General features: G+C 37.6%; 12 protein-coding genes and 1 other annotated feature. Of the genes, 9 read left to right on the forward strand and 3 right to left on the reverse strand.

Annotation, left to right across the window (positions count from 1 at the left end):
- Positions 1–33 precede the first annotated feature (33 nt).
- Positions 34–242: a binding site (T-box leader), on the forward strand.
- A 46-nt stretch (positions 243–288) separates the two neighbouring features.
- Positions 289–1,719 carry a proline--tRNA ligase gene (proS, locus tag QUF93_RS04655; protein WP_289358006.1) on the forward strand — a complete coding sequence of 477 codons (1,431 nt, stop codon included), beginning with the start codon at positions 289–291 and terminating at the stop codon, positions 1,717–1,719.
- A 269-nt stretch (positions 1,720–1,988) separates the two neighbouring features.
- Here the strand turns inward: proS and QUF93_RS04660 are convergent, their stop codons facing one another.
- Positions 1,989–3,164, reverse strand: coding sequence for a cell wall anchor protein (locus QUF93_RS04660; protein ID WP_289360957.1), 1,176 nt, complete (start codon positions 3,162–3,164; stop codon positions 1,989–1,991).
- 207 nt (positions 3,165–3,371) lie between these two features.
- On the opposite strand from QUF93_RS04660, the gene QUF93_RS04665 reads away from it, so the two are divergent.
- The 7 genes from QUF93_RS04665 (at position 3,372) to QUF93_RS04695 (ending at position 9,948) form a co-directional block, all read left to right on the forward strand.
- Positions 3,372–4,250: an ROK family protein gene (locus QUF93_RS04665; protein WP_289358007.1), complete on the forward strand. Its 879-nt coding sequence runs from the start codon at positions 3,372–3,374 to the stop codon at positions 4,248–4,250.
- A 128-nt stretch (positions 4,251–4,378) separates the two neighbouring features.
- On the forward strand, positions 4,379–4,975 hold the full coding sequence (locus tag QUF93_RS04670; protein WP_002115831.1) for a TerD family protein: 597 nt from the start codon (positions 4,379–4,381) through the stop codon (positions 4,973–4,975).
- A 23-nt stretch (positions 4,976–4,998) separates the two neighbouring features.
- Positions 4,999–5,583: a TerD family protein gene (locus tag QUF93_RS04675; RefSeq protein WP_002115834.1), complete on the forward strand. Its 585-nt coding sequence runs from the start codon at positions 4,999–5,001 to the stop codon at positions 5,581–5,583.
- A gap of 79 nt (positions 5,584–5,662) precedes the next feature.
- Positions 5,663–6,241 carry a TerD family protein gene (locus QUF93_RS04680; protein WP_002010227.1) on the forward strand — a complete coding sequence of 193 codons (579 nt, stop codon included), beginning with the start codon at positions 5,663–5,665 and terminating at the stop codon, positions 6,239–6,241.
- A gap of 72 nt (positions 6,242–6,313) precedes the next feature.
- Complete coding sequence (locus QUF93_RS04685; protein ID WP_289358008.1) at positions 6,314–7,105, forward strand: MeeY/MeeF family manganese export membrane protein; 792 nt, start codon at positions 6,314–6,316, stop codon at positions 7,103–7,105.
- Positions 7,106–7,215: 110 nt separating this feature from the next.
- Complete coding sequence (locus QUF93_RS04690) at positions 7,216–8,847, forward strand: YceG family protein (protein ID WP_289358009.1); 1,632 nt, start codon at positions 7,216–7,218, stop codon at positions 8,845–8,847.
- A gap of 18 nt (positions 8,848–8,865) precedes the next feature.
- Entirely contained in the window at positions 8,866–9,948 is a 1,083-nt protein-coding gene (locus QUF93_RS04695; protein ID WP_002115838.1) for a toxic anion resistance protein, read from the forward strand.
- A gap of 186 nt (positions 9,949–10,134) precedes the next feature.
- On the opposite strand, the gene QUF93_RS04700 is transcribed toward QUF93_RS04695, so the two are convergent.
- Both QUF93_RS04700 and QUF93_RS04705 read right to left on the reverse strand, forming a co-directional pair.
- Positions 10,135–12,801: a cation-translocating P-type ATPase gene (locus tag QUF93_RS04700; RefSeq protein WP_289358010.1), complete on the reverse strand. Its 2,667-nt coding sequence runs from the start codon at positions 12,799–12,801 to the stop codon at positions 10,135–10,137.
- A 193-nt stretch (positions 12,802–12,994) separates the two neighbouring features.
- On the reverse strand, positions 12,995–13,219 hold the full coding sequence (locus QUF93_RS04705; RefSeq protein WP_002010236.1) for a DUF1128 domain-containing protein: 225 nt from the start codon (positions 13,217–13,219) through the stop codon (positions 12,995–12,997).
- Between the two features lie 175 nt (positions 13,220–13,394).
- On the opposite strand from QUF93_RS04705, the gene QUF93_RS04710 reads away from it, so the two are divergent.
- Positions 13,395–13,859, forward strand: coding sequence for a low molecular weight protein-tyrosine-phosphatase (locus QUF93_RS04710; RefSeq protein WP_289358011.1), 465 nt, complete (start codon positions 13,395–13,397; stop codon positions 13,857–13,859).
- The last annotated feature ends 40 nt before the right edge of the window (positions 13,860–13,899 follow it).

Raw genomic sequence — 13,899 nt, forward strand, 5'->3', positions numbered from 1 at the left:
AATTTATATTATGATATTCAACAAATTTATTTCGTTATAACGATGAAAAAGGACTAGTACATGTCTTACCTTTTTGCAGAGAGAGAATCCTTTTGGCTGGAAGATTCTTAAAAAGGCGATATGGAACCTACCTTTGAGTTCTGCATATGCAGCGGGAAATTCCCGTTATCAAAAAGAGAGCATACTCAATTTTTTTTGTGTATGAATCAGGGTGGTAACGCCGGCAAAGCTCGGTCCCTATTTAGGGACGCGGGCTTTTTGGTATTTTCAAAAGGAGGAAGACTGACTATGGCAAAAGAACAAGTACAAGCTATTACGAAGATGGAAGAAGATTTTGCACAGTGGTACACCGATATTGTAAAAAAAGCAGAACTTGTTGATTATTCAAGTGTGAAAGGGTGTATGATTCTACGTCCGTACGGTTATGCCTTATGGGAAAATATGCAGAAAGTGATGGATGAAAAGTTAAAAGAAACTGGTCATGAGAATGTGTATATGCCAATGTTTATCCCAGAGAGTTTATTGCAAAAAGAGAAGGATCATGTTGAAGGATTTGCTCCTGAAGTAGCATGGGTTACGCACGGTGGTGATGAAAAGTTAACGGAAAGGCTTTGTGTACGTCCTACATCTGAAACTTTATTCTGTGAGCATTTCTCAAAGATTGTGCAATCATATAATGATTTGCCAAAGCTATATAATCAGTGGTGTTCAGTAGTTCGTTGGGAGAAGACAACGAGACCATTCCTTCGTACAACTGAATTTTTATGGCAAGAAGGTCATACGATTCATGAAACGGCAGAAGAATCGCAAGCTGAAACGTTAAATATTTTAAATCTATATGCTTCTTTCTGTGAAGAATACTTAGCGATACCAGTAATTAAAGGGCAAAAAACAGAAAAAGAAAAGTTTGCGGGAGCAAAGGCAACTTATACGATTGAAAGCTTAATGCATGATGGAAAAGCTCTTCAAACAGGAACCTCTCATAACTTTGGAACAAATTTCTCTGAAGCATTTGATATTAAATTTTTGGATCGTAACGGTAAGTGGCAATATGTACACCAAACATCTTGGGGTGTATCAACAAGAATGATAGGTGGACTTATTATGGTTCATAGTGATAACAATGGGCTTGTAATGCCTCCAAAAGTAGCACCAGTACAAGTTGTTATCGTACCAATTGCTCAGCATAAAGAAGGTGTGTTAGAAAAAGCAACAGAGTTACAAGGACGTATTCAGAAGGTTGCGCGTATAAAAATAGATGCTAGCAATAAAACACCTGGTTGGAAATTTAATGAGTATGAAATGAAGGGAATTCCAATTCGATTAGAAGTTGGTCCAAAGGATATTGAAAAGAATCAAGTTGTACTTGTAAGAAGAGATACGAAAGAAAAAGAATTTATATCAATGGATCAATTAGAAGAACGCATTCCATCATTACTTGAGGAAATTCATCATTCTTTATTTAATAAAGCAAAAGTATTTCGCGATGAGAATACGTATAGTGTGATGAATTTCGAAGAGATGAAAAAAGCAGCTGATGAAAAGCAAGGGTTTATTAAGGCGATGTGGTGTGGAGAACTAGCTTGTGAAGAGAAACTAAAAGAAGAAGTTGGAGTATCTTCACGCTGTATGCCTTTTGAACAAGAACATTTAGCTGACGAATGTATTTGCTGTAATACAGAAGCGAAGCACATGGTCTATTGGGGAAAAGCATATTAATACTCTTTCTGATAGATGCCAAAAGGACTTTGGATTGCATAATAAACTGCAATCCAAAGTCCTTTTTAGTTTTATCCCGCATTAACGGGCAGTAAAACTCCCACCTCAAAATTCGGCTGGAGCAAAGAAGCTAGGTAGGAGATCAACTGCCCGTAAACGCCCGATTGGTGAGGGCTGATAATCAGTGGGGGATGAACAAAACCTCCACTGATTAAAGTTTCACTTTATAATTGGTTTCATGTGTTTTTTAGATGGAAGGATGTTGGTCTTTATTTTGCGTTTTTACGGCGAATAAACAATAACATACCAATTAGGAACGTTGAAAGTCCCATTAAAATAGATGCAGGATAGTGCGCTGCAGTATTAGGTAACTTATCACCTTGTTTTGTCGCATTATCTTTTACGTTACCATCTTGCGAACTGCTATCGCCTTCAACACGGTTGCCTCCCTGAGAGCCATTGCCCCCTTGAGAGCCATTGCCATCTTGCGAACTGCTATCGCCTTTAACACGGTTGCCTCCCTGAGAGCCATTGCCCCCTTGAGAACCACTGCCGCCAGAACCATTGCCGCCAGAACCATTGCCACCAGAACCGCTGCCGTCAGAACCACTGCCGCCAGAGCCGTTGCCACCAGAGCCGTTGCCACCAGAGCCGTTGCCACCAGAACCGTTGCCACCAGAACCACTGTCGCCAGAACCGTTGCCGCCAGAGCCGCTGCCGTCAGAACCGTTGCCACCAGAACCATTGCCGCCAGAGCCGTTGCCACCAGAGCCATTGCCACCAGAGCCATTGCCACCAGAACCACTGCCGCCAGAGCCGTTGCCACCAGAACCGTTGCCACCAGAACCACTGTCGCCAGAACCGTTGCCACCAGAACCACTGCCGCCAGAGCCGTTGCCACCAGAACCGTTGCCACCAGAACCGCTACCGTCAGAACCACTGCCACCAGAGCCGTTGCCACCAGAGCCGTTGCCACCAGAGCCGTTGCCACCAGAACCACTGCCGCCAGAACCATTGCCGCCAGAACCGTTGCCACCAGAACCGTTGCCACCAGAACCGTTGCCACCAGAACCACTGTCGCCAGAACCGTTGCCACCAGAACCGCTACCGTCAGAACCACTGCCACCAGAGCCATTGCCACCAGAGCCGTTGCCACCAGAGCCACTGTCGCCAGAACCGTTGCCACCAGAACCGCTACCGTCAGAACCACTGCCACCAGAGCCATTGCCACCAGAACCGTTGCCGTCAGAACCACTATCGTCCTGAGAACCATTGTTTCCTGGAGGTTTATTATTATCTTTTGAATTACCTTCTGCTAAATTATCGCTATTTTGCACAATAGCGTTTGTTATTGGATGGAAGTTTTCAGTTGCAGCATTACCAATATTTAAGCCGCTAAAAAAAGATAAAGAAAGTGTTGATGCTAAAATGAAGATTTTTGTCATTGTTTTCCTCCTGAAGAAAAAATTATTGTTCCATCTAAAATACATCCCTTTGTAATATTTCATAGGAAAAAGAGTTTTATGCAAAAAAAACTATATATAGAAAAAGGTGGTGTATTTCTAAAGGGAGAAAAGAGTTAATGTAAATTCCCTACAAATAGTAGAGTGATGGAGAATTTACACTCATAACAGTAGAGGAAGTGGCAACGGATGAAAGAATATATTGCATTTGATATTGGTGGTACGCAAATTAAATATGGAATTGTTTCAGAAATAGGGGCAGTACTAATGCATAAAAAGGTCCCAACAGAAATTTACTTGGGCGGGGAACAGATTGTTCAAAAGCTTATATATTTATCAAAAAAGTTAATGACTGAACATACTATTTCCGGAATTGGTATTAGTACAGCGGGAATTGTTGATATTGATAAAGGAGTTATAACGGGAGGTGTGGATCACATTCCGCGTTATGCTAATATTTCCATTGTTGAGAGATTACAAGAAGTATTAAAAGTCCCTGTATCTATTGAAAATGATGTTAATTGTGCAGCCTTAGGGGAGAAATGGAAAGGTACTGGGAGGGGAGAAAGCGATTTTATTATGCTCACGCTTGGAACGGGCATTGGTGGAGCAATTGTTATAAATGGGGAGTTATACCGTGGACATTCGTTTGGCGCTGGGGAATGGGGGAATATGTTAATAGAAGGGAAAAGTTTTGAGGAGGTTGCCTCAATTTCGGGATTAATTCATCTTGTACGAAAATATAAAGGTGAAGAGGAGTGGGATGGTAAAACAATTTTTGAATTATATGATAAGGGTGATAGCGGTGTTACTCAAGCTGTGAAGATTTTCTTTAAACATTTGGCGATAGGAATTAGTAACCTTACTTATATTTTTAATCCGAAAATGATTATTATTGGTGGGGGAATTACTGAAAGAGGAGCTGATTTCTTAAATGAAGTGAAGGAAGAGATAGGAACATACTTAAATCAAGAGATTTATAGTAATTGTGAGATTAAACTTGCACAAAGCGGCAATTGTGCAGGAATGATTGGTTCTATTTACCACTTATTACATCAGTATAAATAAATATAGTATCTGTTTTCATATAATTGAGAATTTATCCTTTTTCTCATTAGATAAATAATGCTACAATATAAGAGGAGAATACAATGTTTTTCGATTTGGAAAATGCTTTGTAGAAAGGAAGAAACTTCATGCCTATTATTTTAGAAAAAGGACAAAAGATTGATTTAACGAAAGGACAACCGAGAGTAGCGAAACTGCAGGTTGGCTTAGGCTGGGATCCAATTGGGCAATCAGGTGGGTTTCTGTCTTCTTTATTCGGAAGTAAACCAAGTGTAGATTGTGATGCATCTGTTGTTATGTTAGAAGGAGATCGTTTTTTAAACAAAAATGATCTAGTTTACTTCGGCAACAAACTTTCTACTTGTGGTAGTATCATTCATTCAGGAGATAATTTAACAGGTGAAGGTGCTGGTGACGACGAAACAATTTTCGTAGAATTACATAAAGTTCCGAGCCGTATTAATCGTTTAGTATTCGTTGTAAACATCTATGACTGTGTAAATCGTCGTCAAGATTTTGGGATGATTCGCAATGCATATATTCGTATTCAAAACCCACAAACAGGTGAAGAATTAGCACGTTATAACTTGTCAGATAATTACGCTGGCAAAATGACTTTAATTGCAGGGGAAATGTATCGAGACGGAAACGAATGGAAGTTTTCAGCAGTTGGAGATGGAACACAAGATAAAAACTTAAGTGAGATTGTATCACGTTACCAATAAGATAAACCAAGGAGGAATTGTATATGGCATCAATTTCATTGAAAAAAGGACAAAAGGTAGACTTAACAAAAACAAATCCAGGTCTTTCAAAAGTTCTTGTAGGACTTGGTTGGGATACGAATCGTTATGACGGACAAAACGATTTCGATTTAGATGTTAGTATCTTCTTAGTAGGTGCTAACGGTAAAGTTTCAGGAGCAGAGGATTTCGTCTTCTATAATAATCCAAAAGGTGCGAATGGTGCTGTAGAGCATTTAGGAGATAACCGTACAGGTGCAGGTGAAGGCGACGATGAAACAATTAAAATAGACTTAAAAAATGTTCCTGCTCACATTGAGCGTATTTGTTTCACAATTACAATTTATGATGGAGAAGGCCGTAGCCAAAACTTCGGACAAGTTTCTAACTCTTTCGTACGTATTCTGGATGAAGAAAAGAATGCAGAATTAATTCGTTACGATTTAGGAGAAGATTTCTCTATTGAAACAGCTGTAGTAGTAAGCGAACTATACCGTCACGCAGGTGAATGGAAATTCAATGCAATCGGAAGTGGATTCCAAGGTGGATTAGGTTCTCTATGTAATAATTTTGGTTTAGATGTAGAGTAATAGCTTTATATATCCATCAGTAAACATATATTTACTGATGGATATATTTTTTGAAATTAAAATATAGAGGTGAATATATATGGTTATTCAATTGCAAAAAGGACAGAAAATAGATTTAGCTAAAACAAGCCCAGGTTTATCAAGAGCAGTAATTGGTCTTGGATGGGATATTAAATCTTATGATGGTGGATCTGATTTCGATTTGGATGCATCTGCCTTTTTATTAGATGCGAACGGGAAATGTACGAAGGAAACTGATTTTATTTTCTATAATAATTTACAGTCTCCTTGTGAATCAGTTTTACATACAGGAGATAACCGTACAGGTGCAGGTGACGGTGATGATGAGCAACTTGTTGTCGATTTGAAAAAGGTTCCAGCAGATGTTCATAAAATTGCTATTACAGTTACAATTTATGATGGAGAAGGCCGTAATCAAAACTTTGGACAGGTTGCAAATGCATTCGTTCGTTTAGCAAATGAAGAAACAAACGAAGAAGTTCTTCGTTTTGATTTAGGGGAAGATTTCTCCATTGAAACAGCAGTTGTCTTTTGTGAGTTATACCGTCATAATGGACAGTGGAAGTTTAGTGCAGTAGGAAGCGGATTCCAAGGTGGATTAGGTGCGCTTGTAAGAGCGTATGGCTTGGATGCATAAGAAGGGAAACGGCATTCGTTTCCTTTTTTGACCTTTCTATAAATCTAGCAAAGAATAGGGGATAAAGGTAAGATGAGTATTTTGCAAGGAATCCTTGATACGTATGCTCAGTTTTTCGACTTGGACATGTGGATTAGAGTGTTACAAGATCCAGTATCTTGGGGGTTAATAGGTACACTTGTTGTACTTGAAGGGTTATTATCTGCTGACAATGCACTTGTGTTAGCGGTAATGGTAAAACACCTTCCGGAAGAGAAACGTAAAAAAGCATTATTCTATGGACTTATTGGAGCTTATGTATTCCGATTTATTGCAATCGGAATCGGAATGTTCTTAATTAAATTATGGTGGGTAAAAGTGTTAGGTGCACTTTACTTAGCTTGGCTTTCAATTAAATACTTCATTGATAAACGAAAAGGTAATGCAGAAGAAGAGGAAGCTCATGGTATGAACCAAAATAGTATTCTCTTCAGAATGTTTGGTGTCTTCTGGGGAACGGTTGCGATGGTTGAATTAATGGATATTGCGTTCTCTGTAGATAGCGTACTTGCTGCATTTGGTGTATCGAATGAAGTTTGGATTCTACTATTAGGTGGAATGCTCGGTATTTTAATGATGCGCGGTATCGCTGGCGTATTCTTAAAATTGTTAGAGCGTATTCCAGAACTTGAAACGACAGCATATATTTTAATCTTAATTATTGCGGCAAAAATGCTGTTATCTGTCATTCGTATTGAAGTAAGTCATACAGTGTTCTTTATTGTTTTAGTTGTAGCGTTTGGAATAACATTTATAATTCACTACATGAAGAATAGTGGACAAGCACGAGAAGAAGTTGCAGCTACTAAAAATGAACATAAATAATTGAAATGGGTTTGCTCGTTATGCGAGCGCCCATTTTTTATAACTAAAAATAGTTTATAATAGAAGAGAGACTTGAGAAAAAACGTAAATGTTTTTGGAGGTGAACTGTTGTGTTTTCACGTTTTACACTTCAACCATGTGCATTAAAAGATGAATCAGATTTAAAGCAATTTGAAGCGCTTTTAGAAAAACGCCCACAATATGAACTGACAGAGAATGAAATGAAATTTAGTTATATAGCAAGTCGCATTCTTGGTGTCCCTAATGATGTAGATGAATATTTCAATGAGCTATTTGATTATAGTGAAGCAAAAGGGATCGAGGTTTTGCATGAACAAAATTTAAATAAGGTGATTGATCCCGAAAAACTGCGCCATATTCAAGAAGTTTTTGCATTACATCAAGAAGCACCGAATGGTTTGACGGTAAATAGACTTGTAGCACATTTATCTGGGAAACAACTTTTACCGAAAGTAGACAATCCTGATTTACAACATTACATACATGCAACGTTTATTTCTGTATTGAAATTGTATGAGAAACAGCATAATCAATCTTTAAAAACAGAAGGGTTCCGGCGTTTCTTAATCGATATGATTAAATTAAGTGAAAATTACGTAGCGAAGTGGTTCTCTACGATTAATTATAAGAAACAAATGCCGCGTATCGTTTGGTACGGTGATGCGACGGAGAGTCGTATATATTTCTTATACTTTCTTATTATGCTCGGCTGCGATGTGCTTTATTATCACCCAGAAGGAAAAGATGGATTTGAGTGTGTAGATGAGGAAGGAAAGACCTTTGTCGTATCTCATTCGGGCCGTATTTCATTGGAACCATTTCCTGATCGGCGTCGTGAACGCGTCGCAACAGTAGCTTATCAAGCTTCAAAAGAAATCGAGCAAGTACTCCACCACGATAATTCATTATTATACAAACCGTGGCAATTCCGTTCGTATACACCTGTAGCCCGTACGCTCAAAACGACGTACGATGAACTCTTTTTAATTACGAAAGAAAAGGCATTTGTACGTCCAACATTCTTTGTTGAAAATAAGCATATTTATATTCCTTCTTTATTTGCAAAAATATCAGGTGTTTCAAAAAATGATAAAGAATATTTTCAGCGATTAAAGGCTGTTACATCATTTGATAACAGCTTCTTGATTAATACATTCCCGTTTACGAAAGAACAAAAAGCGAATTTCCAATATCATTATCGAGATGCATTGGACCGCGGGGGGAAGTTACATCCGGATTTAATTATGAACAGCCATTGGTGGCCACATAAGCGTTTACCAGAAGGATTACAACATGGTATTGCAGAAGCAATCATCCATACGTGTGAAAGTGAAATGTGTAAACCAATTGCGAAAGAGGCGAAACAAGATGTAGCACTGTATGTTTTCGCACAACTCTCTCAAATACCACCGAACATTTTAGAGCAGCTTGAGAAATTTGATTATTCGCAAGAAGTACCGAAAATTGTTATATTTAATAATGAGAAGAGCGGAGAATTAAGTCGTTCTGATGCTGTGTTATTACTATTTTTAAATCAAATTGGAGTAGATGTATTCCACTTTAATCCAACGGGGAGAAACGATATTGAACCATATATTGAATCAGGAGCATTTGATTCACATTGGCTTGAAGAAGTTAATTTCGATCTTGAATTTCATGGTTCATCAGCCTATAAAAATTTATCACAAACAATAAAAGGACTATTTCGTCCATTTTTATAAGGAAAGGGAGAATATCATATGAATAACCCAGTCGTACTAGATTCGAAAACAGAATTGAATGAGCAAACCGCACAAGATGTACGCTTGCAACTTAGACAAGATGCTGAAGTACAACGTATTTATAATGCAGTAGACATTAAAGACCAATTAGAATTAATCGAGCTTGGAAAAGAGCCTTCTATGGAGATTTCACGTTTCGCTGATCAAATTTTACATACAATGTCTTTATCGAAAATAGAAGATTCTGGTGAATTATTAAAACAGCTTGGTAAAATTATGGACAGATTTGATAGTAAAGACTTTGCGGAAGAGAAAAGTGGTTTCTTCTCACGTATGTTCAAAAAAGCAGATAAAATGATTGAACAAATCTTTAGTAAGTATCAGACGATGGGTCGCGAAATGGATAAAGTATACGTAGAAATTACGAAGTATCAAGATGAAATGAAAAAATCAATTGGTACGTTAGATGGTTTATATGAGCAAAACTTAAAGTATTATTTAGACTTAGAAAAATACGTAGTAGCAGGGGAAATGTTATTAGAGCGTTTAAATACAGAGTTAGTTCCGATGTACGAAGAGCGCATACGTAATAATGATCAGTTAGCAGGTATTGAATTAGAATCGCTTAAAAACTCTGTTGAAATTTTAGAACAACGTATTGATGATTTAGAAAAAGCACGTATGGTTGCGTTACTTACAGCGCCACAAATTCGTATGATTCAACGCGGTAACAATAAATTAATCGGTAAAATCAATACAGCATTTATTACAACGATTCCTATCTTTAAAAATGGTATCATTCAAGCGGTAAATGCGAAACGTCAAAAGCTCGTTGCAGACTCTATGGCTGAACTTGATCGCCGTACAAATGAATTACTTAAGAAAAATGCACAAAATATTGCAACTCAAAGTGTGGAAGTAGCGAGGATATCAGGTTCTTCTAGTATTAAGATGGAAACACTAGAAGAGACTTGGAACATTATTTCAAGAGGTATGCAAGAAACGCAACAAATTGAAGAGCAAAATAAACGTGAGCGTGAAGAAAGCCGTAAGCGTATGGCTACATTAACAGAGAACATAAAAAAAGAATTACAAGGATAAAGTGAAACTTTAATCAGTGGGGGTGTTCATCTCTCGCTGATTATCAGCCCTCACCAATCGGGCGTTTATGGGCAGCAGGGCTTCCACCTAACTTCTTTGCTCCAGCCGGATTTTGAGGTGGGAGTCTTACTGCCCGCAAATAGCGGGGTAAACAAAAAGGCAATGAGGAATATTCCTCATTGCCTTTTATTTTCTCTTAAATAATTTAATAATTTCATTCACAACAAGCGGAATGATACTTAATAAGAGAACGAATCCCCAATCTCGCATTGTTAATGCATGCACACCAAATATATTGGCAAGAGGAGGAATGGAGATAATACAAACTTGCATAAGAACACCGATAAGAAGTGAGAAGACTAAATATTTATTTGTAAATATTCCAATTGAAAAAATTGATTTCGTTCTTGAACGTAAGTTAAATGAATGAACGAGCTGAGAAAAACTAAGAACGACAAATGCCATCGTTTGAGCGTGTAATAGAGCGTCTTCATCAATTTGTTCTGGGAAGAGAGGAAATAAATTTGTATCTCCTGTATAGAGCTTTGCTCCAACGATAAAGGCTGTTAAAGTAAGAAGTCCAATTACAACCCCATTGAAAATAAGAAAAGGAACGCTGCCGCTAAATAAGCTTTCTTTCGCATGTCGTGGTCTTTCCTTCATTACATCTGGATCTTCAGGATCAACACCGAGTGATAATGCAGGCAGTGTATCTGTAATTAAATTTACCCACAAAATGTGAATAGGGCGTAGTGGTGTTGCCCAGCCGAGTAAAATAGCTAAAAAGAGAGCTATAATTTCGCCGAAATTACAAGAAAGTAGGAAAAGAATAGACTTTTTAATATTACGATAAATATTTCTTCCTTCTTCAACAGCTTTCACAATAGATGAGAAGTTATCATCTGTTAAAACTACATCTGCTGCGCCTTTTGCGACATCTGTTCCTGTAATTCCCATTGCTACTCCAACATCTGCTTGCTTTAAAGAAGGAGCATCATTTACACCGTCACCAGTCATAGAAACGATATTTCCTTCAGCACGTAATGCTTTTACAATCTTCACTTTATGTTCTGGAGAGACCCTAGCAAAGACATTTAAGTGATTAATTTTATTTGCTAGTTCTGTATCTGAAATGTTATCTAATTCAGTTCCAATCATAATTTCAGATTTTTCTTCAGCAATACCAAGTTCTTTGGCAATTGCAAAGGCAGTATCCTTATGATCACCAGTAATCATAACTGTGCGAATACCAGCTTTTTTACATTCTGTAATTGAATCTTTTACCTCTGTGCGTGGTGGATCAATCATACCGACAAGACCGATAAAGATGAGGTTTTCTTCGAGATGATTTATATCCACATCGTTTAAATCGTATCGTTTATATGCGAATGAAAGTACTCTTAAGGCTTCTTGCGACATTGCCCCGGCAGCTTCTAATATTTGATTTTTATCAGAATCCGTTAAGACCTCAATTTTATTATTTATAAAGATATGGGTACAGTGAGGTAAAAGTTTATCAATAGCACCTTTAGTCATGCTATAGTAGCTTTCATCGTACGTATGTACAGTTGACATCATTTTACGATCAGACTCGAAAGGCAATTCGTTAACACGTTCATGTGTATTTTCTAAATGATCTTTTTGAATGTTAAAAGAGCTTCCGGCAACAAGAAGGGCAATTTCTGTAGGATCCCCTGTTTGTGAGTCGGCACTGTAAGAGGCATCGTTGCATAAAACCATATTTTCTAATAGTAGACGGTGTACATCATTATTTACATTCAAATTTTCTAGCTGGTCGTATGTGCGATCACTATAAAAGTGAGTAACGGTCATTTTATTTTGAGTTAATGTACCTGTTTTATCTGAACAAATAATCGTGACAGAACCGAGAGCTTCAACAGCTGGTAGTTTACGAATGATAACGTTTTGTTTAATCATACGCTGAACACCAATTGCAAGAACGATGGAAACGATAGCTGGTAAGCCTTCTGGAATGGCTGCAACAGCTAAACTAATTGCAGTCATAAACATTTCCAAAGTATCTCTTCCTTGTAAAAAACCGATGAGAAACATAATGACGCAAATAGCTACAGCGACAAATCCTAAATATTTTCCTACTTGTGCTAAGCTTTTTTGAAGTGGTGTCATATCATCTTCAGCTTCATGTAAAAGAGTTGCGATTTTCCCAATTTGTGATTTCATTCCAGTTTCAACAGCGACACCGACGCCGCGCCCGTATGTTACTAGCGTTGACATAAAGGCCATGTTTTTTTGATCGCCTAGTGGTACTTGCTCATCACTTTGCATGGAAGGGTGATAGATTGCATCTTTATCGACAGGGACAGATTCACCAGTTAGAGCAGATTCTTCAACTTTTAAATTCGCAGTTTCAATGAGCCGTAAATCACATGGTATATATCGCCCGGCATCAAGCATAACGATATCACCTGGAACAACGTGCTCAGATGGAATCTCTTTTAGTTCACCATTTCGTTTTACTATAGCTTTAGGTGTTGCCATCTTTTTCAATGCTTCTAAAGCTTGTTCTGCTTTAGACTCTTGGATTACGCCGATAACAGCATTTAAAATTACAACGAGTGCAATAATACTTGCATCGGCCCATTCACCTACAAAGGCGGAAATAAGGGCAGCTATAATAAGGACGTATACGAGGACGTCATTAATTTGGGCGAAAATACGTTGCCATAAAGTACGTTTTTGTTTTGTAGCTAATTCATTAGGGCCATATTGCTTTAAACGTTCATTTACGATTTCATCGGTTAAACCGTACTGTGCATTTGTTTCTAAATCGATTAATGTTTGATCTTTCGTCTTACTGTACCAATTGCTCATAAGTCAGCACCTCCAGTAAAAACAGTTAGCAATGGTAGTGTTGCTATTATTTGTGAGTAGTATGTATGGAGAAAAAATCTAAGATGAGGTTCTACTTCCATTGTACAGTATTTTATGGAAGAAGGAGGAAGAGAGAAGAGTTGTCATGAATTTGTTGAAATTAAAAAGAGCCTCGAATACGTGAGGCTCTTTGTTATTTTTTAATTAATGTACCTAATTCCTCAGTAATAGCTTGCATTTCACTAATACTGAATGTTTCACGTTTCATAACGTGCTCATAAATGTCACGTAAGTCCTCGTACATTTCTTCATTAAAACTAGCAGCTCTCATTGCTCCAGCATTAACCATGCGTAATTTTTCTTTAATAGCTTCTACCATATATTCAACGTTTGCTTCTGATTTTACGGATAAATCCACCGAAGTGTCCCCCTTTAAAATAACATAAGGTTATCTTAACATTTTTTTATCATTTTCGTTAATGAAACTTTTCAATCCTATTAAATTAGTAGGGATTTCCTTTATAATTAATAATTGGTTGTTTATACTATAAGTATATATAAAGAAATGCACGAAGAAGGGAATAAACAAAAATATGGTTCAAGTATTGTTTGTTTGTCTTGGGAACATTTGCCGTTCTCCGATGGCAGAAGCGATTTTTCGAAATCTTGTCGTAAAAGAGGGACTCGAAGAGAAAATTGTCATTGATTCTGCAGGAACTGGAGATTGGCATATTGGTCATCTGCCACATAAAGGGACACAAAAAATTTTAAAAGAAAATGCAGTCACTTTTGAAGGAATTAAAGCAAGGCAAGTAGAAAATGAAGACTTAACAAAGTTTGATTATATTATTGCCATGGACAACAAGAATATAGCGGATTTAAAAAGTTTTGGTAAAACTGGAGGCTATATTGGTAGACTGTCCGATTTTGTTCCAGACGGTGGCTGGGCAGACGTTCCTGACCCTTACTTTACAGGGAACTTCCAAGAAGTGTATGACCTTGTAACAGAAGGGTGTGTAAAGCTACTAGCTTTCATTCGAAATGAACAAGGAATATGAGGAAGCTTAGAAAGTAATACTTTCTAATATAAGAAATGAA

Source organism: Bacillus hominis, from assembly GCF_030348325.1.
In the GTDB taxonomy this organism is placed as follows: domain Bacteria; phylum Bacillota; class Bacilli; order Bacillales; family Bacillaceae_G; genus Bacillus_A; species Bacillus_A hominis.

Coding starts and splice junctions, on each gene's coding strand:
- QUF93_RS04710 (WP_289358011.1), top strand. CDS start 13,395: ATGGTTCAAGTATTGTTTGTTTGTCTTGGGAACATTTGCCGTTCTCCG.
- QUF93_RS04670 (WP_002115831.1), top strand. CDS start 4,379: ATGCCTATTATTTTAGAAAAAGGACAAAAGATTGATTTAACGAAAGGA.
- QUF93_RS04675 (WP_002115834.1), top strand. CDS start 4,999: ATGGCATCAATTTCATTGAAAAAAGGACAAAAGGTAGACTTAACAAAA.
- QUF93_RS04695 (WP_002115838.1), top strand. CDS start 8,866: ATGAATAACCCAGTCGTACTAGATTCGAAAACAGAATTGAATGAGCAA.
- QUF93_RS04660 (WP_289360957.1), bottom strand. CDS start 3,164: ATGACAAAAATCTTCATTTTAGCATCAACACTTTCTTTATCTTTTTTT.
- QUF93_RS04665 (WP_289358007.1), top strand. CDS start 3,372: ATGAAAGAATATATTGCATTTGATATTGGTGGTACGCAAATTAAATAT.
- QUF93_RS04685 (WP_289358008.1), top strand. CDS start 6,314: ATGAGTATTTTGCAAGGAATCCTTGATACGTATGCTCAGTTTTTCGAC.
- QUF93_RS04680 (WP_002010227.1), top strand. CDS start 5,663: ATGGTTATTCAATTGCAAAAAGGACAGAAAATAGATTTAGCTAAAACA.
- QUF93_RS04700 (WP_289358010.1), bottom strand. CDS start 12,801: ATGAGCAATTGGTACAGTAAGACGAAAGATCAAACATTAATCGATTTA.
- proS (WP_289358006.1), top strand. CDS start 289: ATGGCAAAAGAACAAGTACAAGCTATTACGAAGATGGAAGAAGATTTT.